Origin of the sequence: Acidovorax sp. 1608163 (assembly GCF_003669015.1) — a bacterium.
GTDB lineage: Bacteria > Pseudomonadota > Gammaproteobacteria > Burkholderiales > Burkholderiaceae_C > Acidovorax.
In genome coordinates this window covers 1,537,622-1,561,530 of sequence record NZ_CP033069.1, presented here as the reverse complement: position 1 = coordinate 1,561,530, position 23,909 = coordinate 1,537,622, and the positions used below count along the sequence as shown (strand labels likewise).

Annotated in this window: 20 protein-coding genes; 5 read left to right on the top strand and 15 right to left on the bottom strand. The window is 65.1% G+C overall.

Annotated elements, in window-relative coordinates:
* Nucleotides 1-12: 12 nt before the first annotated feature.
* From nusA to EAG14_RS23575, 10 genes are all read right to left on the bottom strand, one after another.
* Nucleotides 13-1,500 (bottom strand): transcription termination factor NusA, encoded by a 1,488-nt coding sequence (gene nusA / locus EAG14_RS06965; RefSeq protein ID WP_099656011.1) that lies wholly within the window; start codon nt 1,498-1,500, stop codon nt 13-15.
* Nucleotides 1,501-1,578: 78 nt separating this feature from the next.
* Nucleotides 1,579-2,172, bottom strand: a complete 594-nt coding sequence (gene rimP, locus EAG14_RS06960) for a ribosome maturation factor RimP (RefSeq protein ID WP_099656012.1) — start codon at nt 2,170-2,172, stop codon at nt 1,579-1,581.
* 238 nt (nt 2,173-2,410) lie between these two features.
* The gene (locus EAG14_RS06955; RefSeq protein ID WP_121728452.1) at nt 2,411-5,989 is read right to left on the bottom strand and encodes a DEAD/DEAH box helicase; all 3,579 of its coding nucleotides are present in this window, start codon (nt 5,987-5,989) and stop codon (nt 2,411-2,413) included.
* Between the two features lie 63 nt (nt 5,990-6,052).
* A complete protein-coding gene (locus tag EAG14_RS06950) occupies nt 6,053-6,463 on the bottom strand; it encodes a thioredoxin family protein (RefSeq protein ID WP_121728451.1) in 411 nt (136 codons plus the stop codon).
* A 49-nt stretch (nt 6,464-6,512) separates the two neighbouring features.
* Nucleotides 6,513-7,838, bottom strand: coding sequence for a cytochrome c (locus EAG14_RS06945; protein ID WP_162996088.1), 1,326 nt, complete (start codon nt 7,836-7,838; stop codon nt 6,513-6,515).
* 5 nt (nt 7,839-7,843) lie between these two features.
* Complete coding sequence (locus EAG14_RS06940) at nt 7,844-8,620, bottom strand: c-type cytochrome (RefSeq protein ID WP_205603504.1); 777 nt, start codon at nt 8,618-8,620, stop codon at nt 7,844-7,846.
* A gap of 451 nt (nt 8,621-9,071) precedes the next feature.
* Nucleotides 9,072-11,012, bottom strand: a complete 1,941-nt coding sequence (locus tag EAG14_RS06935) for a bifunctional sugar phosphate isomerase/epimerase/4-hydroxyphenylpyruvate dioxygenase family protein (protein WP_121728450.1) — start codon at nt 11,010-11,012, stop codon at nt 9,072-9,074.
* A 101-nt stretch (nt 11,013-11,113) separates the two neighbouring features.
* The gene (locus EAG14_RS06930) at nt 11,114-11,947 is read right to left on the bottom strand and encodes a shikimate dehydrogenase (protein WP_121728449.1); all 834 of its coding nucleotides are present in this window, start codon (nt 11,945-11,947) and stop codon (nt 11,114-11,116) included.
* Nucleotides 11,944-13,320: an MFS transporter gene (locus EAG14_RS06925; RefSeq protein WP_121730345.1), complete on the bottom strand. Its 1,377-nt coding sequence runs from the start codon at nt 13,318-13,320 to the stop codon at nt 11,944-11,946. Before EAG14_RS06925 ends, EAG14_RS06930 begins: the two co-directional genes overlap by 4 nt.
* Nucleotides 13,321-13,491: 171 nt before the next feature.
* Nucleotides 13,492-13,620, bottom strand: a complete 129-nt coding sequence (locus tag EAG14_RS23575) for a hypothetical protein (protein ID WP_256371479.1) — start codon at nt 13,618-13,620, stop codon at nt 13,492-13,494.
* Between the two features lie 395 nt (nt 13,621-14,015).
* Here EAG14_RS23575 and EAG14_RS06915 point away from each other — a divergent pair, with 395 nt between their 5' ends.
* Nucleotides 14,016-15,734 carry an NTPase KAP gene (locus EAG14_RS06915; RefSeq protein WP_162995928.1) on the top strand — a complete coding sequence of 573 codons (1,719 nt, stop codon included), beginning with the start codon at nt 14,016-14,018 and terminating at the stop codon, nt 15,732-15,734.
* On the opposite strand, the gene EAG14_RS06910 is transcribed toward EAG14_RS06915, so the two are convergent.
* On the bottom strand, nt 15,718-16,479 hold the full coding sequence (locus EAG14_RS06910) for a class I SAM-dependent methyltransferase (protein ID WP_121728447.1): 762 nt from the start codon (nt 16,477-16,479) through the stop codon (nt 15,718-15,720). The two genes, EAG14_RS06915 and EAG14_RS06910, sit on opposite strands and share 17 nt — an antisense overlap.
* Before the next feature lie 260 nt (nt 16,480-16,739).
* Here EAG14_RS06910 and EAG14_RS06905 point away from each other — a divergent pair, with 260 nt between their 5' ends.
* The 3 genes from EAG14_RS06905 to EAG14_RS06895 all read left to right on the top strand — a co-directional run bounded on the left by EAG14_RS06905 (nt 16,740) and on the right by EAG14_RS06895 (nt 19,573).
* Nucleotides 16,740-17,222 carry an Rrf2 family transcriptional regulator gene (locus EAG14_RS06905; RefSeq protein ID WP_121728446.1) on the top strand — a complete coding sequence of 161 codons (483 nt, stop codon included), beginning with the start codon at nt 16,740-16,742 and terminating at the stop codon, nt 17,220-17,222.
* Nucleotides 17,191-18,135 (top strand): NAD(P)/FAD-dependent oxidoreductase, encoded by a 945-nt coding sequence (locus tag EAG14_RS06900; protein WP_121728445.1) that lies wholly within the window; start codon nt 17,191-17,193, stop codon nt 18,133-18,135. Before EAG14_RS06905 ends, EAG14_RS06900 begins: the two co-directional genes overlap by 32 nt.
* Nucleotides 18,136-18,424: 289 nt before the next feature.
* Entirely contained in the window at nt 18,425-19,573 is a 1,149-nt protein-coding gene (locus EAG14_RS06895; RefSeq protein WP_121728444.1) for a zinc-binding dehydrogenase, read from the top strand.
* A gap of 197 nt (nt 19,574-19,770) precedes the next feature.
* Here EAG14_RS06895 and EAG14_RS06890 read toward each other — a convergent pair whose 3' ends face one another.
* The 3 genes from EAG14_RS06890 to EAG14_RS06880 are packed head-to-tail and all read right to left on the bottom strand — an operon-like array spanning nt 19,771 to nt 21,655.
* The gene (locus tag EAG14_RS06890) at nt 19,771-20,430 is read right to left on the bottom strand and encodes a DsbA family protein (RefSeq protein WP_121728443.1); all 660 of its coding nucleotides are present in this window, start codon (nt 20,428-20,430) and stop codon (nt 19,771-19,773) included.
* 16 nt (nt 20,431-20,446) lie between these two features.
* Nucleotides 20,447-20,740 carry a hypothetical protein gene (locus tag EAG14_RS06885; RefSeq protein ID WP_121728442.1) on the bottom strand — a complete coding sequence of 98 codons (294 nt, stop codon included), beginning with the start codon at nt 20,738-20,740 and terminating at the stop codon, nt 20,447-20,449.
* Between the two features lie 48 nt (nt 20,741-20,788).
* Nucleotides 20,789-21,655, bottom strand: coding sequence for an MBL fold metallo-hydrolase (locus EAG14_RS06880; RefSeq protein ID WP_121728441.1), 867 nt, complete (start codon nt 21,653-21,655; stop codon nt 20,789-20,791).
* Between the two features lie 125 nt (nt 21,656-21,780).
* On the opposite strand from EAG14_RS06880, the gene EAG14_RS06875 reads away from it, so the two are divergent.
* Nucleotides 21,781-22,674: a LysR family transcriptional regulator gene (locus EAG14_RS06875; RefSeq protein ID WP_121728440.1), complete on the top strand. Its 894-nt coding sequence runs from the start codon at nt 21,781-21,783 to the stop codon at nt 22,672-22,674.
* Nucleotides 22,675-22,724: 50 nt separating this feature from the next.
* On the opposite strand, the gene EAG14_RS06870 is transcribed toward EAG14_RS06875, so the two are convergent.
* A complete protein-coding gene (locus EAG14_RS06870; protein ID WP_121728439.1) occupies nt 22,725-23,894 on the bottom strand; it encodes a mandelate racemase/muconate lactonizing enzyme family protein in 1,170 nt (389 codons plus the stop codon).
* Nucleotides 23,895-23,909: the final 15 nt, after the last annotated feature.

Sequence of the window (23,909 nt, the reverse complement as noted above, 5' to 3'; positions counted from 1 at the left end):
CCTCCCTGACCTTTACTCTTGCCCCGCCGCGAACCAATGTTCGCGGGCCTTCATGATCAAGGCCTTGGCATCTTCTGCAGACTGCCCGGTCAGGTCGGTCAGCTCATCAATGGCCAGATCGGCCAGGTCGTCACGTGTGTGCACACCGCCTTCAGCCAGCTTGGCAATCAGGTCGGGGGTGATGCCGTCGAGGTCGCGCAGGTCTTGAGAGACCTCATCCACGCTTTCCTCACGGGCGATTTCCATGGTCAGCAGCGCATCCTTGGCGCGGGCACGCAGCTCGTTCACGGTGTCTTCGTCAAACGATTCGATCTCCAGCATTTCCTGCAGCGGCACATAGGCCACTTCTTCCAGGGTGGCAAAGCCTTCGGAGATCAGGATGTCGGCGATTTCCTCGTCCACATCCAGCTTTTCCATGAACAGACGGCGCGAGGCATCGGACTCGTTGGCCTGCTTTTGGGCAGACTCGGCAGCGTCCATGATGTTGATCTTCCAGCCCGTCAGGTCGGAAGCCAGGCGCACATTCTGGCCACCACGGCCGATGGCGATGGCAAGGTTTTCCTCGTCCACCACCACATCCATGGCGTGTTTTTCTTCGTCCACCACGATGGAGGACACGTTGGCAGGCGCCAGCGCACCAATCACAAACTGGGCGGGGTCTTCAGACCACAGCACGATGTCCACACGCTCGCCAGCCAACTCGTTGGTCACAGCGTTCACGCGGGTGCCACGCACACCAACGCAAGTGCCGATGGGGTCCACGCGCTTGTCGTGGCTCAGCACGGCGATCTTGGCGCGCGAGCCGGGGTCACGGGCGCAGTTCTTGATCTCCAGCAGGCCTTGCTCGATTTCGGGCACTTCCTGGCGGAAGAGTTCGACCATGAATTCAGGGGCCGAACGCGACAGGATGATGGGAGCGCCACGCAGCGTCAGGTCCACTTCCATGATCATGGCGCGCACACGGTCGCCGCTGCGCAGATTTTCCTTGGGGATCATCTCGCTGCGACGCAGGCGGCCTTCCACACGGCCAGACTCGACAATGATGTCGCCCTTGTCCATGCGCTTGACGGTGCCGGTGAAGATCTTTTCGCCACGCGACATGAAGTCGTTGAGCAGCATTTCGCGCTCAGCGTCGCGGATCTTTTGCAAGATGACCTGCTTGGCCGCCATGGCGCCAATGCGGCCGATGGGCACGGATTCCACGCCCTCTTCGATGTACTCACCCACCTCGATATCGGCCACGCGTTCGCGGGCATCCATCAGCAGCTCTTCGGCTTCGGGGTTTTGCAGACCGGCGTCATCGGGCACCACCAGCCAGCGGCGGAAAGTCTCGTAGTTGCCGCTGTCGCGATCGATGGACACACGGATGTCCACCTCGCCTTGGTACAGCTTTTTGGTAGCCTGGGCCAGGGCCGATTCCACCGCACCCAAGACCACATCACGCTCCACGTTCTTCTCGCGCGAAATGGCCTCAACCAACATCAACAATTCGCGATTCATGCGACGACTCTCCTATTTCAATCACCCGAAGACGCAGGCCCCAGCGGGCGGCCTGCCATCCCAATTGTTCTGAACAGCTCAGGCAGCGCCCTGCTCTGCCTTGCCGGCACGCCCCTTGAAGTCCACGATGGGCGCCAGGCGCGCATCACGCAACTCATCCAGGGCAAAGCCCAGTGCCTGCAATGGTGCAGGCACCCGTTTTTTGCTGACTTTCTGGCCGGGCTTGACCGCAGGCTCGTCTCTCCAGACGATCTGCCAGCCCCCGGACTCGGCGCGCTCGAGCGTGCCGCGAAATTTCTTGCGGTTGGCACTGACCTGGCCCGCCGCTGCTGCGCCCATGGGCGCCTTCAAGGTGATGTCAATGACCGAGCCTTCAAAGCGCACGAAGTCCTGCTCGTGGCGAAGGGGGCGGTCAATGCCTGGGGATGACACTTCCAGGCGCTTGTATTCGACGCCATCCACTTCGAGCGCAAATTGCAGCTGGCGGGTGACTTTTTCGCAGTCTTCCACCGTAACAAACTGATCCAGCACAGGCTGGGGAGCATCCACAACAGGCGCCACCCAGGGCAAATCAATGGTGATGCGCAGCAGGCCACCGGCAGAGCGCTCAATCTCTACCAGGTCATAGCCCAGACCGATCACAATTTGTTCAACGATTTGCTGCAGTGCCACGTGTTCAGTTCAATCCCGGGAAAAACAAAAAACCCGATAACCCCCAGAAGACTCCCCCTTCTGACAGCTTCGAGCTCCAAAACCAAACGGCCAAAAAAAACGGGCGGTTGGTACCCGCCCGCTTGGTCGTGAGAAACGTATTGTAGCCTGTAACGCCTTGATTTGCAAAGCCAGCCTGTTGCCAAACGGCCATTTCCGTGCCATGGCACGTGGCATGGCCCACCCAGGCGCACGGCACTCACAGCGCCGACAGGGGCTGTAGCAGTTCGTGCAAGTCGGCCTCGGTGAACAGCGGCTCCTTGCGCGCGGCATCGCCGCCATAAATGGCCTGCGCCAGCTGTGCCTTGCGCTCTTGCAGCGCCAGGATGCGCTCTTCGATGGTGCCCTGGGCCACCATTTTCACCACCCACAGGCGCTGCGTCTGACCGATACGGTGGGCCCGGTCGGTGGCCTGGGCCTCGGCAGCGGGGTTCCACCAGGGGTCGTAGTGGATGACGGTATCGGCCTGGGGCAGGTTCAGCCCCACACCTCCCGCCTTCAGGCTGATCAGGAACAGCGGCACCTCGCCACTGGTAAAGCGCTGGATGATCTCATCGCGTTTTTGGCTTTGGCCGGTGAGCTTGACCCAGGGCAAGCCCCGGGCCTTGAGCTCGGCCTCGATCAAGCCCAGCATGCTGGTGAACTGCGAGAACAGCAGCACCCGCCGCCCCTCGGCCAGCATCTCGGGCAGCAGCTCCATCAACTGCGCCATCTTGGCCGACTCGCGCACCTGGCGGGCGGACTCCAGCGGCACCAGGTGCGGGTCGCAGCACACCTGGCGCAGCTTGAGCAGCGCATCCAGGATGGTGATCTGCGACTTGGCCAGCCCCTTGGAATGCAGGGCTTCGCGCACGGTCTTTTCCATGCCCAGGCGGATGGTTTCGTACAAATCGGCCTGCGCGCCCGTCAGCTCCACGCGCATCACGGTTTCCACCTTGGGCGGCAGCTCGGACGCCACCAGCGCCTTGGTGCGGCGCAGCATGAACGGCGCCACCCGGGCGCGCAGCTGCGCCAGGCGCCCGCTGTCGCCCTGCTTTTCCACCGGGTTGCGAAACAGCTCCCGAAACCGCTGCTGGCTGCCCAAAAAGCCGGGCATGAGGAAGTGGAACAGGCTCCAGATCTCGCCCAAGTGGTTTTCCATGGGTGTGCCCGACAGGCACAGCCGGTGGCGCGCCTGCAGCGCAGACACCACCTGGGCTGCGTTGGTGCTGGCGTTCTTGATGTTTTGCGCCTCGTCCAGCACCACCAGGTGCCATTGCAGTTGCAGCCAGCGCTCACGGTCGCGCTGCAACAGTGAATAGGGGGCGATGACCAGGTCGTGCTCGGCCACCGAATCGGCCAGCTCATGGCGGCCAGCGCCGTGCAGCACCAGGGTGCGCAGGCCCGGGCAAAAGCGCGCGGCCTCGCTGTGCCAGTTGCCCATCAGGCTCACTGGGGCAATCACCAGGGCCGGGGCTGTGAGGCGACCCGCGTCCTTTTCGACCTGGATGTGGGCCAGCGTCTGCAGCGTTTTGCCCAGGCCCATGTCGTCGGCCAGGATGCCGCCCAGGCCCTGGGCGCGCAGAAACTGCAGCCAGTTCAGCCCCTGCTGCTGGTACGGGCGCAGGCTGGCGTGCACGCTGGCGGGCACAGGCACCTCTGCGATGGGGCTGGCGCCCTGCAGTTGCCGCACCAGGGCCTGCAGCGCAGCCGCGCCCTGCCACACCGCGCCTTCACCCAGGGCGGCGCTGGCGCGCAAGGCCTCCAGGCGCGACAGGCGCAGGCTGGGCTGGGCAAAATCCGCCCCCCGCTCACCCACCAGTTCGAGCAAGGCGGCCAGCCAGGGGCGCAGCGGCTCAGTGGGCAGGCGCACAAAGCCGCCCTGCGCATCGCCACGCGGCACGTAAACAAAGGGCGGCAGCTGCGGCTGCCCGGTCGCTGCATCGGGCGGGTGCTGCGCCGCCTGGGCGATCAGGTCCGGCAGCCAGGGCAGCACGTTGTGGCGCTGGCCGTCCAGTTCCACACCCAGCGACAGCGAGAACCAGGGCGAAGTGTCTGCGGCTTCGTCGGGCATCACATTCGGCAGTGCATCAGACACTCCTGTGCGCCCGGCGTCCGGCTCAAAAGGACTGGGCAGTCCCTGCGCTTCGCCGCCGCCCTCATGCCCCAACTTCGCAGTGCGGGCCACGGGCTGCGGTGCCAGCGCCACCGTCAGGTTCTGCGCATGGCTCACCCAGCCCTGCAAGGCCGGGTCCTGGGTCACGTCAAACCCCGCCTCGCTGAACACCACAAAACCCGCATCGGCCCAGGGCATCCAGGCCTGCTGCGAGCGCTCGCCGGGCAGGCCAAACACGCCGTCGTCGGTGGCCAGCAGGCCCAGCGCCATCAGTTTCTGGATGGCTTCCAGCTCCGCCTGCGGGTGGCGCTGCAGCAGCACCCTGGGGCCATCGCCCCCGTCCAGCGGCACCACCATCACCTGCGCGCCCTGCCCCGGCCACCAGCCCCGGTGGCCTGCGTAGTCAAAACTGAGCCGCGCCATCACCAAGCCCAGCGTGGGCCGTTGGGCCAGCGGTGTGGGCGCCAGGTGCAGGCAAGGCCGGGGCACCACGCCCTGCACCCGCTGCACGCCCTGCACCACCGGGGGCAGGGGCACATGGGGCAGGCTGCGGGCCATTTCGTCCTGGTATTTTTCGATGGCCGACACCCGCAGCGCGGGGGCCTTGAGCAGCACATCCAGCTGCGCCGCAGTGACCGTGCCCAGGTCCACCGGCCCGCATTCGCCCCGCTCGGCGTCGACGAACAAGGGCGGGCTGTTGTGGCACAGCGTGCCGCCATCGCCCGCCAGGGCAGCGCGCAGTTGCCAGGCGGGCTCGGCCGACAAGGCACCGGGCTGCGCGGGCACTTCGCGCCACAGCCACTGCAGCGCGCGCGCAGGGGCAAAGCGCAGCGGCTCGCCCACGGTGGAGCCACCGGCATCGGCAAACAGCCGCCCGGTGCTGGCCGCCTGCTGCAGCGCCAGCAAGCCAACCTGCCCCTCCAGCACCGCGCAGGGCGCGCCGCTGTAGGCCGAGTAATACCCCTGGCTGCGTGGCATGGCGCGCAGCAGTTGCAGCACCTGGCGATCGGTCTCGCTGGCTTGGTCGTACACCGCCTGGCCCTTGGCGGGCTGGGTGCGCACCTGCTTGGGCTTGGCCCAGCCGCCGGTCAGCTTGGGGTAGGACACCACGGCTTCGAGCTGCAACTGCGTGGGCTGGCGCGCGCCACCCACCACCGATGCCAAATACAAATACTGCTCAGGCCGCGCGCTGCGGTCGGTGGGGCTGAGCACCACATCGCCCCCTGCGGCGCGGTCCAGCGCGGCCAGCCAGTTCACCAGCTGGGCCTGGGCCTCGGCCTGCTGCACGGCGGCCATGCGCTCGCGGGCCGACAAGGACGCTGCCGCCGCGCTCACATCCTTGCGCGGGGCCGCCGCAGCGCGGGCTTCATCGCTCAGCGGCAGGCGGGCCGCCTTCAGCATCAACGCCACTGCATGCTTGCACTGGCGGCCCACGGGGCAGTCGCACACGCTGCGCCAGTAGTCCACCTGGCCATCGGGCATCACCGCCAGGGTGACGGCCACCTCATACGGTATGTGCTGCGTGCCCTGCACCAGGGCCTGTATCCGCCAGCCTTCGTCCAGCGGCTCAATGTCCGGCTCGCTCACCACACCTTGCGCCAGCAGGGCCTTGCCGCGCATCCAGGGGCCGTCCTCGCACAGGGCGCGCAAAGAGTCGGGGTCGAACCAGAAGGTGTCAGACATTACAGGTAAAAATGGCCTCTAGCGCTTGATAAATAAGCGCCAGCAGCTATACATTTAGTAGCATCATGCGCCCGCCACAGTGCGCACAGCGCGGTCTGCACGCACGCGGTCAAACACCTCTTGCGCCATGGGGTCGGTGGCGGCGCCCGAAGGGGCACCGCTGCGCAGGGTGGCCAGCAATCGATCGAGCACAGCCGCCTGGGGCAGCAAGGGGCCCAAAAAATGCGCCTTGCGCCCATCGGCAATCAACAGTGTGGGGAAGGTCTCCACATCCAGGTCGCCTGCCAGCTCCGATTCGTCCTCAATGTCCACCCATTCAAAGCGCACGTCGGGGTGGGCCTGGGCCAGGGTGTCAAACAGCACCCGGTAGTCGCGGCAGGTGCCGCACCAGCCCGCACACAGGCACACGGCCCACCAGCCGCTGGACTGGGCGGTGGTGGTGGAATCAACAGGCAAGGCGGCAGGGCTGGGCATCGGTTCAACTCCTCAAGCCCGCAAGGCAAGGGCCAGGGCTACAACGGGATCACGGACTGCGCCGTTCGCGGGCGCGGTAAACCTCGATGGTACCCACACCGGCGGCCTGGTTGCCCCAGCTGCTCCTCACAAAGGTGGCCACAGCGGCCACATCCTCATCGCCCAGCAGGTGCTGAAAGGGCGGCATGCCATGCGGGCGCGGGTTGCCCGCCGTGGCGGGCAGGTAGCCGCCCTGCAGCACCACACGCACCAGGTTGGTCGGGTCGGCCAGCACCACGGCGCGGTTGCCCGCCAGGGGCGGGAAGGCGGGTTGCCCGGCCTCGTCCTTGGCGCCCTGCCCTTGCGCGCCGTGGCACTGGGCGCACTGGGCTTCGTACACCTTGGCCCCACGCGCCATGGCCGATGCGGCGGGTGGCGCTGGCGGCGCGGATGGCTCCTTGGCCTGCTGCGGCAAAGCCCTGAGGTACACGGCCATGGCACGGGCGTCGGCATCGCTCAGGTACTGGGTGCTGCGGTACACCACCTCGGCCATGGGGCCGATGACCGAGCCGTGCGGGGCCACACCGGTTTGGAGCAAGGCCACCACATCGGCCTCGCTCCACGCCTGCACGCCCGCCTGGGCGGGGTCAGTGAGCGCCGGGGCCAGCCAGTTCTGCACCGGGATCAGCCCCCCGGCCAAAGCCTGCCCATCCCTGGTGGCGCCCATGGCATTGCGCGGCGTATGGCACGCCGCACAGTGGCCCAGGCCGTTGACGAGGTAGGCGCCGCGCTGGTAGTCGGGAGCGGAGGTGGTGGTGGCGGTGGTTGCAGAGGCCGCCTGCGCCGCCGGGGCACCGGGTGCGAAGAACAGCGCCCGCCACACCCCCAGCGCCGCCTGGGTGCTGTACGGAAAGCGCAGCGCGTGCGCTGTGTTGGCCTGCGCCACGGGCTTCAGGCTTTGCAGATAGGCGTAGAGGGCGTCAGAGTCTTCACGCGTGACGTGCGTGTAGCTGGGGTATGGAAACGCCGGATACAGCAGGCGCCCATCCTTGCTGCGCCCGTGGTGCAGGGCGCGCCAGAACTCGGCCGATGTCCACGCGCCCAGGCCCGTGGCTGGGTCGGGCGTGAGGTTGGGGCTGTAGACCATGCCAAACGGCGTCTCAATGCCCCGGCCACCGGCCCACGGTGCGCCGCCCTGCGCGGTGTGGCAGGCCATGCAGTTGCCCACGCGGGCCAGGTACGCGCCCTGCGCCACCAGCGCGGGGGTGGTCTGCAGGGTCTCGGCCGTGGGCAAAGGATCTTCGCCGCGCAGGTTCAGCGCCACGATGGCGGCAGCCGCCACGCCCACCGTGGCCAGGGTGCCGGACACCCATCGCAAAAGTCGCCGCAGGTTCATCCGTTTCATGGGCGGCCTCCTTCGGCCACACCGCCACAGCGCGCGGGCATGGCGGCGGGCAGGCTGCTGGCAGGCTTGCCGTGGCCAGGCACCGGCTGCGCGGCCAGCCAGGCAGACACCGCACTCACATCCTCGGGCGTGAGCTGGCGGGCCACATCGGCCATGCAGTCGGGCGCATGGGCCTTGCGCTGGCCGGTCTTCCAGGCGCCGAGCTGGCTATTGAGGTAATCACGCGGCAGGCCCAGCAGGCCGGGGATGGACGGGGCCACCCCCGTCAGGGCCGCTCCGTGGCACTGCACGCAGGCCGGAATCTTGCGCGCCGCATCGCCCTGCTGCACCAACGCCTGGCCTTGGGCCCGTTGCGCAGGCGTTCCCTGGGGCACGGGGGCCGGTGGGTAGGGCACGTCCAGCGCCGCAAAGTGGGCGGCCATCTCGCGCAGGTAGTCGTCGCTCAGGTGCTCTAGCAGGTAAGCCATCTGCGGGTAGCTGCGCCGCCCGTCGCGGAAGTTGAGCAACTGGTTGGCCAGGTAGCCAGCAGGCTTGCCTGCGATGCGCGGGAAGTAGCCCTCGGGCGTGGCGCGGCCTTCTTTGCCATGGCAGGCGGTGCAGGCCAGCACGCGCGACGCCATGCCCGAGGGCGCAGCAGTTGGCGCAGCGGCAGCAGGCACGGGCTGGACGCCAGCGGCATCCACAGCGCCGGGTGCAGCCCCTGCAGCACTGCAGGCCAGGGCGGCGCCCCACAGCGCCAAGGCGCGCAGCCGGGTGCGAACAAATTCGGTCATGGGGTCGTTGTGTGAAGGCTTGTAGGGGACGGCACAAACACAGAGCAAGGCCTGCGGCCGCCTGCCACTTTACGCGCCCGACGCACCACCGAACAGGCGCAGTGGTGGCGCAAACAGGCAGAGCAGATGCGTCCCACCCGCCTGTACTGCAGAGACGCGGGGCTAGGCCGTGGCTGTGGCCATCTACCCATTCACTATCAAATCAATAGCTGCTTGCGCTTACTCTGCAAGCGCTAGCGGTCATTTTTGCTGATGAGCCACCGATCACCGATGGCCCTCACTCCCTCTCCCCTGGTGGGAGAGGGCCGGGGAGAGGGCCGGGGAGAGGGGGTGAAATAGGCGCGGTGCTTGTGCAGCCCCCTCTCCCCAACCCTCTCCCGCGAGGGGAAAGGGGGCAATTTCCCCTCGCTGCGGCCAGCAAGGCACTGCCGCCCCCACCCTCCCCCAACCCTCAGCGGGCCGCGTCTGCGTGCTGCGCCTGCTCTTGTGCGGCCATGCGCACGGCGGCGTTCACGGCGCCATAGCCGTCGTAGCCGCCTTCGCGCTGCACCACTTCAAAGAAGAAACGGTCGGCAAAGGGCTCGGTGTAGGCGTGCAAAAAGCGCCCGCCGCCCGGCGACACATCGGCCACGATGTTCAGCGCCTGCATGCGGCGCACCAGGGCCTCGTCCAGGTCCAGGCGGGCCAGCAGGTCGTCGTAGTAATTGGGGCTGATGGGCACCCACTTCACACCCTGGGCCGTGAGGCGCTGCACGGTGGCAAAGATGTCGTTCGTGGCCAGCGCGATGTGGTGCACGCCGCCGCCCGATCGGCCCGTGGCCCGCACCTGCTGCGCCGTGCGCGTGCGCTGGCTTTTGGAGACATTGAGCACCAGGCGCAGATTGCGCTCGGCATTGGTGAGCGCGCAGCTGCGGATCAGCCCGAACGGGTCGGCCAGCTCCAGGCTCTCGCCCGCACTCAGGCCCAGGATGGACTGGGCAAACAGCGTCCAGGTATCGAGCTGGTCGTTGGCCAGCGCCAGCGCCATGTGGTCGACATGCGTGAGGCCGCACTGCGCGGGCACGGGCGCACGGGGCACAGGCGCCACAAAGTCGGCATCGAGCGTGGAGCCTGCGTGCACAAAGTGCACCACCGCGCCGCCGGGCGAGATGATGGCGGGCAGTTGCAGCTCATTCGGCCCCAGCGGGCTCACGTGCCGGGCCGACAGCAGGGCGGCTGCGCGGTTGGCGGCCTGCACCGGGTCAGGCGCGACCAGGCCCATGGCGCACACCGAGGGGCCCAGCTCGTCAAAGCGCTGGCGCGCCTCCGAGCCCGGCTGGGTGTTGATGACGAACTGGATATCGCCCTGGCAGTACAAATCCACCGCCTTGCTGCGGTGGCGGCCCGTGTGCTCAAAGCCCAGCGCGGTGAAGGTGCTGGCCAGCGCCTGGCCCGTGGGCTCGTCCACACCAAACTCGATGAAGCTGAAGCCGCCCACGGGCTGCACGGCGGGCGGTGCGGCCAGGTCCAGCCGCTGCAGGGCGCGGGTGGCGGCGGGGGCGCGGGCCTCGCTCGATGCGGCCTGCGTGCGGGCCATCAGCCGGTTCTTGCATTCGCTCTCCAAGAACAGCAGCGAGCGCATGGCATCCAGCGCCGTGCGGCGGTTGGGCGTTTCGCGGAACACGTCGTTGAAGATTTCGAGCGACAGGTTGCCGGTGTAGCCCGCCAGCAGCGCCTGCTCAAAAAACGTCACCACATCCAGCTGCCCCTGGCCGGGAAAGTTGCGGTGGTGGCGCGCCCACTGGATCACGTCCATGGCCAGCAGCGGCGCGTCGGCCATCTGCACAAAGAAGATGCGCTCACCCGGAATGTCGGCAATGCCCATCGGGTCGTCGCGCAGCGACAGGGTGTGGAAGCTATCCAGAATCAGCCCCAGGTGCGGATGGTCGGCCTTTTCGACAATGTTCCACGCCTGTTGGTACAGGTTGACCCACTTGCCCCAGGCCAGCGCCTCGTAGCCAATGCGCAGGTTGCGGCGGCTGGCGCGCTCGGCCAGCTCGTGCAGTTGCGCCGCCGCGCGCTCGGCATCGCCCAGCGATGCGGGCGAGGTGTTGGAGCACACCAGCATCAGCGGACAGCCCAGCTCCTGCATCACATCGAACTTGCGCTCGGCACGGTCCAGGCTGCGACGAAACAGGTCGTCGGGCATGCCTTCAAAGTCGCGAAACGGCTGGTACAGGTCAATGCCCAGGCCCAGGTCGGCGGCTTGCTGGCGCAGCTCACGCGCGCTGCCGGTGAAGCTGATGAAGTCGGGCTCAAACAGCTCAATGCCATCAAACCGCGCAGCGGCAATGGCTTCGAGCTTCTGGCGCAGGGTTCCGCTCAGGGAGACGGTGGCAATGGATCGGCGCATGCGTACACCTTCGGTTGTTTCAGCACTCTTGCAACGAGCGCTCTCAATGCAAAAAGGGCCGGGCGTTGCCGCCCCGCCCCCACTGGTTTCCAGCATCTAGCTCAATACTTGATCTGCGCCACAGCGCGCAATTCATCGGCCGTGGCGGTGCCGTAGCCAAAGAATTCCAGGTAGGCCGGAATCATCTCGAACAGCATGTCGGTGCCCACCTGCACACCGCAGCCCTTGGCCAGCGCGGCTTGCAGCAGCGGCGTGTATTCGGTCTTCATCACCACCTCGCCCACCATGGCACCAGCGTCGATGCGCGCCACATCAAAGGGCAGCGGGTCGCCCTCCTTCATGCCCAGCGGCGTGGCGTTCACCACCACGTCAAAACCCGCCGGGTCGTTCGATCCCGTCTGCACCACCAGCTGCGGGTAGTGGGCGCGCAGGCGCTCGGCCAGGCCTTCGGCGCTGGCGGCATAGGTGTCATACAGGCTGATGTGGGCCACGCCTTCGGCCGCCAAAGAGGCCGCGATGGCCGAGCCCACGCCGCCCGCGCCCGACACGATCACACGCGCCCCGCGCAGCGTGCGCCCCTTGCGCAGCAGCCCCCGCACAAAGCCCGCGCCATCAAACTGGTCGCCCAGCCAGGTGCCATCGGGCCGCAGCAGCAGCGCGTTGCAGGCACCGGCAATGCGGGCCGTGGGCGTGACTTCGTCGGCCAGCGACAAGGTGGTGACCTTGTGCGGCATGGTCACCAAGGCGCCCTTGAGGTTGGTAAAGCGCGAGAGCGCGGCCAGCGTGGCGGTGTAGTCATCGGGCTTGACGCCCATGGGCACCACCACCGCATCAATACCCTGCTTTTCAAACCAGGGGTTGTAGATCATCGGGGCCTTGAACGACTCCGTGGGGTAGCCCAGGTGGGCGATGAGTGCGGTTTTGCCGGAGATCATGCGGTTTGTGCCCCACGTTGCGAAGATTTGGTTGGGGCAGCCGATGCGGCGCCGTACTTGCCCAGCTGTGCCATGGGCACACGATAGGTTTCACGCGCGGTGAAGGCCGAGATGGCCGACACCACCGCAGCACCCGTGGTAAACGCCGCCACCGGAATCCAGCCCGTGGGGCCGGTGCCCAAAATGGCCGCGCTGATGGTGGGCGCAAAGCCACCCAAGGCAAAGCCCAGCTGCGTGCCAATGGCCATGCCCGACAGGCGCACGCGGGTGTCAAACATCTCGCCATACAGGGCGGGCCACACACCGTTGGCGGCGCTGTACACCACGCCCGACAGCAAAATGCCCAGCGCAAAAATCAGCGGAATATTGGCCGTGCTCAGCGCCCACATGTAGGGCCAGATCAGCGCAGCAGAGCCCAGCGCGCCCAGGATGAACACCGGGCGGCGGCCAATGCGGTCTGACAGCGTGGCCCACAGCGGGATGGCGCCCAGCGCCACCAGGTTGGCCAGCACCAGCACCGTGAGCATGGTGGCGCGCGGGATGTGGATGGTGTTGACCGCATACGACAGCGTGAACACGCTGAAGATAGTGCTGACCACCGACACCAGCGCGGCAAACACCACGCGCAGCACCTGGGCCTTGTGCTGGGTGAACAGCTCTACCACCGGCAACTTGGCCTTGCCCTTGGCTTGGGCGTCTTCTTCAAAAGCGGGCGTCTCAGGCAAGGTGCGGCGCACCCAAAAGCCCACCGCCACCACCACCGCACTCAGCAAAAACGGAATGCGCCAGCCCCAGGCCAACAACTGGTCCTCAGGCAAAGCCGAGATGGGAATGAACACCAACGTGGCCAGGATAAGCCCCGCCTGCGTGCCCGACAGCGTGAAGCTGGTGAAGAAGGCGCGGCGATGGTCGGGCGCATGCTCCAGCGTCATCGAATTGGCCCCGGCCTGCTCGCCCGCCGCCGAGACGCCTTGCAGCAAACGCATCACCACCAGCAGCGCAGGCGCGGCAAAGCCGATTTGCTCATACGTGGGCAGCACACCAATCATGAAGGTCGAAAAGCCCATGAGCAACAGCGTGAGCGTGAGCACCTTCTTGCGCCCAAACTTGTCGCCAATGTGCCCCAGCAGCACCGCCCCCAAGGGCCGGGTGATGTAGGCCACGCCAAACGTGGCAAACGCCGCCACGTTGGCCAGTTGCGGGTCAATCGACGGAAAGAACAGCTTGCCGAACACCAGCGCAGCGGCCGTGCCGTAGATGAAGAAGTCGTAGTACTCGACAGCACTGCCAATCCAGCTGGCGAGGGCCGCCTTGCGAGGATTGTGGCTGGCGGTGCCAGCGTGGGTGGCCGACGGAGAAGTGTTGGAAGACATGCACATCCGGCGCAAAAAAGCGCTTTGTTTGATGAAAGTGCATGCAATGTACTAACTAGTACGTTATTCGATGACTAGGGCAAACCCTAGAGGGCTGCGGGACGTGCCCGGGCCGGTATGCAGCAACTTGGGGGCGCCCATCACACGCGGCGCCGGTATGGCAGTGCAACCTCAAAAGGAGAGGCCAAGGACCACGCTCAGGGTTTCGGTCAATCGAGGGGTCTCGGCACGGCGGCCACCAGAGGACTCCTGCAGGCCCACCTCGTCGAGCAGGCCTTCATCCAGCAGCGCCGCCACCATGGCGTTGGCCTTGCTCTTGGAATAGGCCAGGCGCTGCGCCAGCGCATTGCGCGACGCGCCTGTGGATCAGAAGATGGCCTGCAAGACGCTCAGGTCTTCAGTGCCGCAGTGACTCCAGCGGGTGGATGGCAAGGCTTGTCTCCTGTCGTTTTGTTGTGCAGCACCTCATGGGGGTGGGTGCTTGACAGGGACGCTATTCGGTCTACTTTGGCCGGGCAAGACTGAACTTTGGTCTAAATTAGTCCAAAGATGGCGTATGTAGACCTCTGCTTTGAATAGACCGCAATTGAGTCGTACCCTCCTTGCAGCAATCTCAGGTGTTGATAGGTCCCTATTGACCGAACAACTCATACACATACCGGAGCAGGATTGGCGAGAGCCTCAAAGGAAATATCGTGACGCTGAAGATAACCAAAGAAAATTTGATCCAATTGCTAGCGGATCAAGACAGCAAAGTGATCGCACTCTCGGGGAAATGGGGAACCGGAAAAAGCCACCTTTGGCGGGAAGTAAAAACTGATTCAGCTGACAATGCAGTTAAGGGCGCTCTGTATGTTTCGCTCTTCGGTCTGAATCATATGAATCAGATCAAGCTCAAACTCGTCCAGAGTGCACTTCCCAGTGCGGAAAAGAACAACGCAATGTGGGAGAAATTAAGGCTCGGAGCAGAGGCCGCAAGGAAAATGCTGAACTCGTTGCATAAAGGCTTCTCCGCACTAGACGAACTAGCATTGCTTGCAATACCTACGCTGCTAAAAGACAGGGTCATTGTTCTGGATGATATTGAGCGCAAGCATGACAAACTCAGTATCGAAGAAGTTCTCGGGTTCATCGACGAGTTCACGCAGCAACATGGAGCTCGCTTCGTGCTGATCCTCAATAGTGACCAGCTCGACAACCGCAATGTTTGGGATGTGCTTCGAGAGAAAGTTGTCGACCAAGAACTTCGATTGAGCACGTCTACCGAAGAGGCATTTACCATCGCCTGCGGGCTCACACCGCCAGCGTATGGGGAGCGTATACGTGATGCCATCCAACGGTGCGACATTACGAACATAAGGATCATTCGCAAAGTCATCAAAGCGGTGAACCGCGTCTTAGAAAATCAGGCGAACTTATCAGATGTACTTTTAAATCGGGTTGTGCCGTCTACAGTTCTGCTCTCCGCCATTCATTACAAAGGTATTGAGGATGGCCCTGACTTTGATTTCGTTTTAGCACAAGGCACACCCAACGACTGGAGCAAATATCTAAATCAGAACGAAGACAAAGACGTTGATAAAGAAAGCCAACGCAAGTCCAAGTGGAAATTACTACTCAATGATCTTGATATCCATAGTTGTGATGAATACGAGTTGTTGGTAATTGAATTTTTGCAATCGGGCATGTTCGACCCGACCAAAGTGAAAGCAATCGTTGGCCAATACGCCACAGAAGAAGAGGCAATGACTGCCAGGGATAATCTGAAGAAATTTTTCAAGCGACTGATCTGGAATCACCGCCTCACTGAGGCGGAGTTGCTCGAAGAAGCGAAGTTTCTTATTCCGCGGATCAACTTCATCGACGCCTATAGTCTCACCGCCCTTTGCGAATCGGTCGAAGAGTTACCGGGCGGCGATGTCGTGGCGAAAACCATGCTGGAACGCTGGATCACAGAGTTCAGAACAAAAAAGCACGAAGACTTTGACGACGATGACATGTTCGGACGCAAATTGCACCCGGCGATCAAAGCTGAATTCCAATTGGTAAAGAATCATGCTCAGGCCACGGTGACGTTACTCGACGCGTGTGTATTTATTGCGAAAAACAGCGGATGGAACACGCGTCAAGAACTAGCCATGAAGGCGGCCACCGTAGCCGACTTCCAGAGCACCATCAGAGATATTGATATTGATGATCTGCGCATGTTTATGCGGCGCATGCTGGAGATGACGATGCAGCCCGACGGTTATCGCCAGCATTTCGGCCAAGCCACGGATCGGTTCGTTGAGGCATGCAAAAATCTCGCGCAAGACCCTAACACAGGCCGGCTTGGTAAACTGATAAAGACACTATTTGCTAACTCGAAACAAAGCCATTTGTTGGATGGGTCTGTCGCTAGCGTTGTTGTTTGACGGGAGGCAGTCGGTGAATTCCGGCATGACGTCCCGCTACCCATCCCCTAAACGCAAACCCCATATAAAACATCCGCACATCGCTAAACCCAGCCTCGCGAAGAAGCGCCTCATCCTCCTCCGGCGTCAGCACCGCCAGCTCCGCAGCCACCTTGTCTCGCGCCCTGGCCGCATGCTCTGGCGACACGCCAGACGCCACCTGAAACGCGGCATAGCGCGACAGCCAAAGGTCGCGCTCCCCTGCCCCGCCCTCGCCGCTAGGGCCTCCACCATCCGCCGCGCTCAGATGTGCCACCACCAGCGGCGCGCCGGGCTTGAGCCGCTGCCGGATCTCCGCCGCCATGAGCACGCGCTCCTCGCGCGGCACAAAGTGAAAAGTTAGCAGACAGGTTGCGCCGTCAAACGGCCCGACGGGTGCGCTGTGCACATAGCCGTGGTGCAACGCAACGCGGTCGTCTCCCACGCCTGCGCTGTGCAGCCGCTGCGCTGCCAGGTCCAGCATGGGCTGGCTGGGGTCCACACCGTCAAAGCGCCAGCCAGGGTGCGCCAGCGCCATGTCTTCCAGCTCCAGCCCGCCGCCTGCGCCCACCACCAGCACGCGGCCGTCTGCCGGCACGCACTCGGCCAGCAGGATGCGCGACATGCGCAGCAGGCTGTCGTAGCCGGGCACGTTGCGGCGGGGGCCTTCGGCGTAGCGGGCGACGGCTGCGGGGTCGGTGAAGGGGGATGCCGTGGGTTGGGTCATGGTGTGCAGTGGGTTGTGGCGGGTATGGCGCTTGGGCTGCGCTTGGCCTGCGGGTTTGACCGGCGGTGCATGGCTTCGACAGGCTCAGCCCGAACGGGCGGGGTGCGCGGGGTATGCGGCGCGTGTCATGGGAATTTGAGCCAAATTGGCCTCTAGCGCTTATGCGATAAGCGCTGGCAGCTATCAATTCAGTAGTTCACTGCCCTTCTGTCAGCGCAGTTTTCAGACCCATGCTAGTATCACGCAACTTTTAATGTTGCATGAAACGAGATAGCCGACTTTCTAACGTTCTCCACGCGCTGCTGCACATGGCAGAGATGGAGGGGCCCGCCACTTCAGAGGTGATGGCGCAGGCCATGCAGACCAACCCGGTGGTGGTGCGCCGCCTGATGGCGGGGCTGCGGTATGCGGGTTTTGTGTCGTCGGCCAAGGGGCATGGCGGGGGGTGGGTGCTGTCGTGCCCGCTCACCGACATCACGCTGCGCGACATTTATGAGGCGCTGGGCGCGCCCACGCTGCTGGCGGTGGGCAACAGGGTCGAGAGCCCGGGCTGCATCGTCGAACAGGCGGTGAACCGCGCGCTGACCGATGCCTACCAAGCCGCAGAGGAAGCGCTGCTGGCGCGGCTGGCCGCGGTGACGCTGGCGCAACTGTCGGCCGAGTTTCATGAACGCATGGTGGCTGGGTGCCACGGCCACAAGGAGATTGCCCATGGCAACGACAACAACGACCCCAACGTATGACGTGATCGTGGTGGGCGGCAGCTTTGCGGGCCTGTCGGCCGCGATGCAGCTGGCGCGCGCCCGGCGGCGGGTGTGCGTGGTGGACGCAGGCCAGCCGCGCAACCGGTTTGCCGCAGCGTCGCATGGCTTTTTTGGGCAAGACGGTGAGCCGCCGCTGGCGATGATTGCGCAGGCGCGGCGCAAGCTGGCGGCCTACTCCACAGTGACTTTTGTGCAAGGCACGGTGGTGTCGGCCACCGCTGCAGTCCACAGCGGCCAGGACTTTGCCGTGGCGCTGCAAGGTGGCGAACAACTGGCCGCGCGCAAGCTGGTGCTGGCCTTTGGTGTGCAGGATGGTTTGCCCGAGATTGCGGGCCTGCGCGAGCGCTGGGGTGCCACGGTTTTGCACTGCCCCTATTGCCACGGCTATGAGTTTGCGGGCCAGCGGCTGGGCGTGCTGTACCACTCGCCGCAGTCGGGCATGCACGCGCAGCTGATTGCCGACTGGGGCCCGACCACCCTCTTCCTGAACGGCGAAACCACGCTGGACCGCGCCGAGCACGAGCGGCTGCTGGCGCTAGGAATTGCCGTAGAGACTGCGCGCATTGCGGCACTGGAGGGCCCAGGCCAAGCGCTGACGGGCGTGCGCCTGCAAGCGGCCGAGGGCGGCGATGCGCGTGTAGTGCCACTGGCTGCGCTGTACGTGGCCAGCGCCACCCGCCCCGCCAGCCCGCTGGCCGAGCAGCTGGGCTGCGCATTCGACGAAGGCCCCATGGGCCCGTATGTGCGCACCGATGCCAACAAGATGACCACCGTGCCCGGCGTGTACGCCGCAGGCGACCTGACGCTGATGCGCCACAACGCCACGCTGGCGTCGGCTGAGGGTGTGCTGGCAGGCACAGGGGCGCACCAGGCGCTGGTGTTTGGGGTGTGACTGCCGCGTCGGGCCATGAGGCGCGCGCTCACCTGACGCGGCTCGCGCTGAGCTTGTTGACTCGCCATGCAAGGCTTCGACAGGCTGCCCCCGAGCGGGTGTGGAGAGTCAAGAAGGCTGACTCGCGCACCGCTGCGGCCTTGCCCGACTGCCGCAGCGGCACCACCGTGAGCCTTGTGCAGCAAGGCACTTACGCGACCGTGCTTGCGGCGCAGCCAAGTTGTAATGCGCAGTACCCAGCCGCGCCGTTGAAAGAATGGCGCTTCCGTCTTTTCACCGAAAGCGAGCCATGACCACCACCACTGCCGTTCCCACCACCGCCCTGCAACTGCGCTCCCTCGTCCAGCCCGATGGCACGCTGCAGATCAGCCTGGAGCCGACACCCGTGCCCACACCAGGGCCCGACGAAGTGCTAATCCAGGTGCAGGCCACGCCCATCAACCCGTCGGACATCGGCCTGCTGCTGGGCCCGGCCGATTTGTCTACCGTGCAGGTCACCGGCACGGCAGAGCGGCCGGTGGCCACGGCCCGCATCCCTGAGCGCGCAATGTCCAACATGGCGGCGCGCCTGGGCCAGAGCATGCCGGTGGGCAACGAGGGGGCGGGCCTGGTGGTGGCCGCAGGCAGCTCGCCTGCCGCGCAGGCGCTGCTGGGCCGCACGGTGGCGGTGATTGGCGGCGCCATGTATTCGCAATACCGCGCCATGCCTGCGTCGCAGTGCCTGCCGCTGCCGCCCGGGACCACGGCGGCTGAAGGCGCATCGTGCTTCGTCAACCCGCTGACGGCGCTGAGCATGGTGGAGACCATGAAGCGCGAGGGCCACACTGCGCTGGTGCACACCGCGGCAGCCAGCAACCTGGGCCAGATGCTGCTCAAGATTTGCCAGAAAGACGGTGTCGGCCTGGTCAACATCGTGCGCAAGCCCGAGCAGGCGGCGCTGCTGCGCGGCATGGGCGCCCAGCATGTGTGCGACAGCAGTGCGCCCACCTTCATGGCCGAGCTGACCGACGCGCTGGCTGCCACGGGCGCCACCATTGCGTTTGATGCCACGGGCGGCGGCACGCTGGCCGGGCAGATCCTGCAGTGCATGGAAGCCGCCATCAACCGCAAGGCCCAGGAATACAGCCGCTACGGATCGGCCGTGCACAAGCAGGTGTATCTGTATGGCCACCTGGACACGCGGCCCACCGAAGTGCATCGCACCTTTGGCATGGCCTGGGGCATGGGCGGGTGGCTGCTGTTTCCGTTTTTGCAGAAGATTGGCGAAGAGGCGGCCCAGGCGCTGCGTGCGCGTGTGGCCGCTGAACTCAAGACAACGTTTGCCAGCCACTACGCACGCACGGTGTCGCTGGCGGGGGCACTGAGCGCCGAGGCGATTGCCTTCTATGGCCCGCGCAACACGGGGGCCAAGGTGTTGATCGACCCATCGATGGAGTAAGTGCGGACCGTGCGATGCGAAGCCGCTTGAAGCGTTGCGCCGCGCTTTGCGCCAACTCAGCGTGAACGGGGTTTCTGCGACTCCACCGGCGATCACGCCCTACCGTTCGGGCTGAGCTTGTCGAAGCCCTGCGCGGCGCTTCGGCAGGCTCAGCGTGAACGGTTCTTGGTGCTTAAAAGTGGCGCGCTGCGCTGCCTTCAAGCCGCCGCCGCACGCACCAGCGCCACCAACTGCTCGCGCGCCCCTAGCAGCGCATCGCCGCCCAGCAGCTGCAGCGCCCCGCCCTTCCCTGCAACCACCAACTGCGGCACGCCGCGCGCACCCACGGCGCGCAGCATGGCCTGGGCGGTGGCCGTGCGTTCGGCGGCGGCGCGCTGCAATGCGGTGTCTGGGGCAAGGGCCAAATCAGCCGCTTCTTGCAGTCCTATGGCTCGCAACACGTCAGCGATCACAGCGGGGTCGGTGTTGTCGCGGCCATCCACATAGCGGGCGTGCTGCAGGGCGTGCAGCGCATCCAGCTCGCGCGTGGGCGCAGTCTGGGCCACAGCGGTCAGGGCCAGCGTGGCGGGGCCGGAGTCAAAACGGCCATTCGCCGCACCCAGGATGCGATCACGGTAGGCCTGCGTGAAGGGCTGGCCCGTGAGCTGCTGGATGCGTTGGTCGTTGGCCCAGGCGTAGGCGGCAAATTGCGCGTCCATGGGCCGGGCGCCCGCGCCTGCAAACAGGCCGGTGGGTGCGAGTGCCACATCGATACCCTCCACGCCCTGCAGGTACTGGAGCGCAGGTGCAGCGGCATAGCACCAGCCGCACAGGGGGTCGAACAGGTAGGTCACCGTGACGGTGGGCATGGAAGTCATGGATGAAAGTCTCTCTTTAAATGTGAGGCGGCGTGGAGGCAGACGGCGCCGCTGCTGGTGCGGAGGATGCGGCCAGCGCGGCCTCCAACGCCGCAATTTCTTCGGCCAGCGTGCCCCGGCTGCGAAAGTGGCGGGCGGCGCGGTCGTACCAGTTTTCGGCGTCTTCCAGGTCGCCTTCCTGCAGGTGCAGGATGCCGTGCAGCCACGCGCCCAGCAGGGAGCCGTCTTGCTGCACCAGATCGTGCGCCGCGTTCCAGCGCCCGGCGTGCAGGTGCTGCAGGACTTGCTGGAGGGGGTGCGTTGCGGTCACGGTCTGGTTCCTTTCAAACGGTGGGCTGGGGCAGCATTGGCCTCGCGCTTACCACTTCATTTCGCCCTTGTTCACCTTGGCGCCAATGTCCAGCGACAGGCCCATGGGGGCTGCGGGGTAGGCCTTTTTCATCGCGTCGATGAGTTCGGCGCTGGTCTTGGTGGCCGCAGCATTCTTCTCAAACGCTTGCAGGTAGCCCTTGGTGTAGGTCACGTTGCTCACGTCCAGCGCAGTGCCTGCGGGCATGTGGCCTGGCACCACCACGGTGGGCTGCAGGGCAGCCATTTCGTCCAGCTGTGCCACCCAGGCGCTGCGTTCGGCCACGGTCTGGGTGTCGGCTGTCCACACATGCATGTTGGTGCCGAACACGCCGATGTTGCCCACCACGGCCTTGATCGATGGAATCCAGGCGTAGGGGCGGTGCGCCAGTGCGCCTGTGGTGCCACGGATCTCCACCGTCTGGCCGTCCACCGTGAGGGTGTTGCCGCTCAGGGCCTTGGGCAGCACGGGCGTGCGTGGTGCATTGGCGCCCATCTTGGGGCCCCAGAAGCCGAGCTTGCCTGCGAGCTTGGCGTTGATCTTCTCCAGCACGGCGGGGGTGGTCACCACCTCGGCTTTGGGGAAGATTTCCTTGATGGTCTCCACGCCAAAGTAGTAGTCAGGGTCGGCCTGGCTCACGTAGATGGTCTTGAGTTCCTTGCCGCTGTCGAGCACGTTGGCAGCGATGCGCAGCGCGTCAGCACGGGTAAAGCCTGCGTCAATGACCATGGCTTCCTTCTCGCCGTAGACCAGGGTCGAGTTCACGTTGAAGCTGTTGCCGTCGGCGTTGTAGACCTTGACTTGCAGGGGCTGGGCGGCCTGAGCGCCAGCAAAAGCCAGGGACAGGGTGGCGGCGATGAGGGTGGTGCGGAACATGGCGGTTTCTCCAGAATTTGAGGGGGTTGCGTCGATCACAGGATGCAGTTTATTTGCGCCAATCGATCTAATAAACACCATAAAATGCGCAAACTTGTTTCACAAATCGATCAAATAAACACCCTATGGACCGCCTGACCGCCATGCGCGTATTTGCTGAAGTGGCCACCAGTGGCAGCTTCAGCGCCACGGCCGACAAGCTCGATATGTCGCGCGCCATGGTCACGCGCTATGTGAGCGAGATGGAGCAGTGGCTGCAGGCCCGCCTGCTGCAGCGCACCACCCGCAGCGTGACGCTGACCGATGCGGGCGAGCTGGCCCTGCGCCGCTGCCAGCAGATGCTGGCGCTGAGCGAAGACCTGGAAGAAGAAACCGCCACCACCGCCGAGGGCGAGCTGCGCGGCCAGCTGCGGCTGACCTGCAGCGTGTCGTTTGCGTTTGCGCAGATGGGTGCGGCGATTGCCGATTTTTTGGCCCAGCACCCGCAGCTCAAGATTGATCTGGATGCCAGCGAAGGCTCGCTGAACCTGGTGGAGCGGCGCATCGACCTGGCCATCCGCATCAGCGCCGAGCCCGATCCATTGCTCATTGGCCGCCCGCTGGCGCCGTGCACATCGGTGCTGGTTGCATCGCCCGCCTACCTGGCCGCGCACGGCACCCCGCAGCAGCCCGCCGAGCTGGCCCAGCACCGCTGCCTGAGCTATGCCAACTTTGGCAAAAGCGTGTGGCAGCTTTCGCGGGGCGAGGTGGTGGAGCGTGTGGGCGTGTCAGGCCACTTCAGCGCCAACGAGGCCACCACGCTGATGCGTGCAGCGCTGGCGGGCGGTGGCATTGCGCTGCAGCCCACCTACCTCGTCAACCCGCACCTGCACAGCGGTGAGCTGCAGGCCGTGTTGCCGGGCTGGGATTTGCCGATGATGACGATTTATGCGCTGTACCCCTCGCGCAGGCACTTGTCACCCGCCGTGCGTGCGCTGCTGGACTTTTTGGTGCAGCGGTTTGCCCAGGTGCCGTGGTAGCGCACCGGCGCCCTCCCCCCCAATAGCTGCCACTAACACACGGGCGGACTTCAGCCTTTGGCGCCTACTTCGCAAGACTCGCGCACCCAGGCACGGGCCTGGTCGCTGAGCGAGATGCCCAGGCCCGGGCGCTGGGGCACCAACATGCGGCCGTTGGCGATCTCGATGCGCTCGTTGAACAAGGGCTCCAGCCACTCAAAGTGCTCTACCCACGGCTCTTTGGGGTAGGCCGCGGCCAGGTGCACATGCAGCTCCATCGCAAAGTGGGGGGCCAGCATCAGGCCAGCGTCTTCGGCCTTGGCAGCGATCTTGAGGAAGGGCGTGATGCCGCCTACGCGCGGGCCATCGGGCATCAGGTAGTCGGCCGCCTTGTGGCGGATCAGGTCGCCATGCTCGGCCGCGCTGGTCAGCATCTCGCCGGTGGCAATGGGGGTGTCGAACTGCAGCGCCAGCGCGGCGTGGCCTTCGTGGTCGTAAGCGTCCAGCGGCTCTTCGATCCAGACCAGATTGAACTGCTCGAAGGTGCGGCACATGCGCTGGGCGGTGGGCCGGTCCCATTGCTGGTTGGCGTCGACCATGATGGGCACCGCATCGCCCAGGTGCTTGCGCACGGCCTCCACCCGGCGCACATCCAGCGCGCCGTTGGGCTGGCCCACCTTGAGCTTGATGCCGCCAATGCCCCGGCCGATGGAGTGTGAGGCGTTGACCAGCAACTCCTCCAGCGGCGTGTGCAAAAAGCCGCCCGAGGTGTTGTAGCAGCGGACCGAGTCGCGGTGCGAACCCAGCAGCTTGGCCAGCGACAGGCCTGCGCGCTTGGCCTTCAGGTCCCACAGCGCCACATCAAACGCACCAATGGCCTGCGTAGACAGGCCACTGCGCCCCACCGAGGCACCGGCCCAGCACAGCTTGTCCCACAGCTTGGCGATGTCGCTGGGGTCTTCGCCGATCAGCACCGGGGCGATCTCGCGCGCATGCGCAAACTGCCCGGGCCCACCTGCGCGCTTGGAATAGCTGAACCCCAAGCCCTGGTGGCCCTGCGCAGTTTGCACCTCCACAAACAGCATGGCGATTTCGGTCATGGGCTTTTGGCGGCCCGTCAGCACCTTGGCATCGCTGATGGGCTGGGCCAGCGGCAGGTAGCACGACGACACGCGCAGCCAGGTGATGCGGTCGCCCGGGGCAGCGGCGGCGGAAGCGAGAGGGGAAGAAGCAGTCGTCACGGCGAGTCTTTCAAA

What these genes read in the sequence shown, in the direction of transcription:
- nusA (WP_099656011.1), bottom strand. Translation starts at nt 1,500, where the DNA reads ATGAATCGCGAATTGTTGATGTTGGTTGAGGCCATTTCGCGCGAGAAG.
- EAG14_RS06955 (WP_121728452.1), bottom strand. Translation starts at nt 5,989, where the DNA reads ATGTCTGACACCTTCTGGTTCGACCCCGACTCTTTGCGCGCCCTGTGC.
- EAG14_RS06950 (WP_121728451.1), bottom strand. Translation starts at nt 6,463, where the DNA reads ATGCCCAGCCCTGCCGCCTTGCCTGTTGATTCCACCACCACCGCCCAG.
- EAG14_RS06945 (WP_162996088.1), bottom strand. Translation starts at nt 7,838, where the DNA reads ATGAACCTGCGGCGACTTTTGCGATGGGTGTCCGGCACCCTGGCCACG.
- EAG14_RS06940 (WP_205603504.1), bottom strand. Translation starts at nt 8,620, where the DNA reads ATGACCGAATTTGTTCGCACCCGGCTGCGCGCCTTGGCGCTGTGGGGC.
- EAG14_RS06935 (WP_121728450.1), bottom strand. Translation starts at nt 11,012, where the DNA reads ATGCGCCGATCCATTGCCACCGTCTCCCTGAGCGGAACCCTGCGCCAG.
- EAG14_RS06930 (WP_121728449.1), bottom strand. Translation starts at nt 11,947, where the DNA reads ATGATCTCCGGCAAAACCGCACTCATCGCCCACCTGGGCTACCCCACG.
- EAG14_RS06925 (WP_121730345.1), bottom strand. Translation starts at nt 13,320, where the DNA reads ATGTCTTCCAACACTTCTCCGTCGGCCACCCACGCTGGCACCGCCAGC.
- EAG14_RS23575 (WP_256371479.1), bottom strand. Translation starts at nt 13,620, where the DNA reads ATGGTGGCGGCGCTGCTGGATGAAGGCCTGCTCGACGAGGTGGGCCTG.
- EAG14_RS06910 (WP_121728447.1), bottom strand. Translation starts at nt 16,479, where the DNA reads ATGACCCAACCCACGGCATCCCCCTTCACCGACCCCGCAGCCGTCGCC.
- EAG14_RS06905 (WP_121728446.1), top strand. Translation starts at nt 16,740, where the DNA reads ATGAAACGAGATAGCCGACTTTCTAACGTTCTCCACGCGCTGCTGCAC.
- EAG14_RS06900 (WP_121728445.1), top strand. Translation starts at nt 17,191, where the DNA reads ATGGCAACGACAACAACGACCCCAACGTATGACGTGATCGTGGTGGGC.
- EAG14_RS06895 (WP_121728444.1), top strand. Translation starts at nt 18,425, where the DNA reads ATGACCACCACCACTGCCGTTCCCACCACCGCCCTGCAACTGCGCTCC.
- EAG14_RS06890 (WP_121728443.1), bottom strand. Translation starts at nt 20,430, where the DNA reads ATGACTTCCATGCCCACCGTCACGGTGACCTACCTGTTCGACCCCCTG.
- EAG14_RS06880 (WP_121728441.1), bottom strand. Translation starts at nt 21,655, where the DNA reads ATGTTCCGCACCACCCTCATCGCCGCCACCCTGTCCCTGGCTTTTGCT.
- EAG14_RS06875 (WP_121728440.1), top strand. Translation starts at nt 21,781, where the DNA reads ATGGACCGCCTGACCGCCATGCGCGTATTTGCTGAAGTGGCCACCAGT.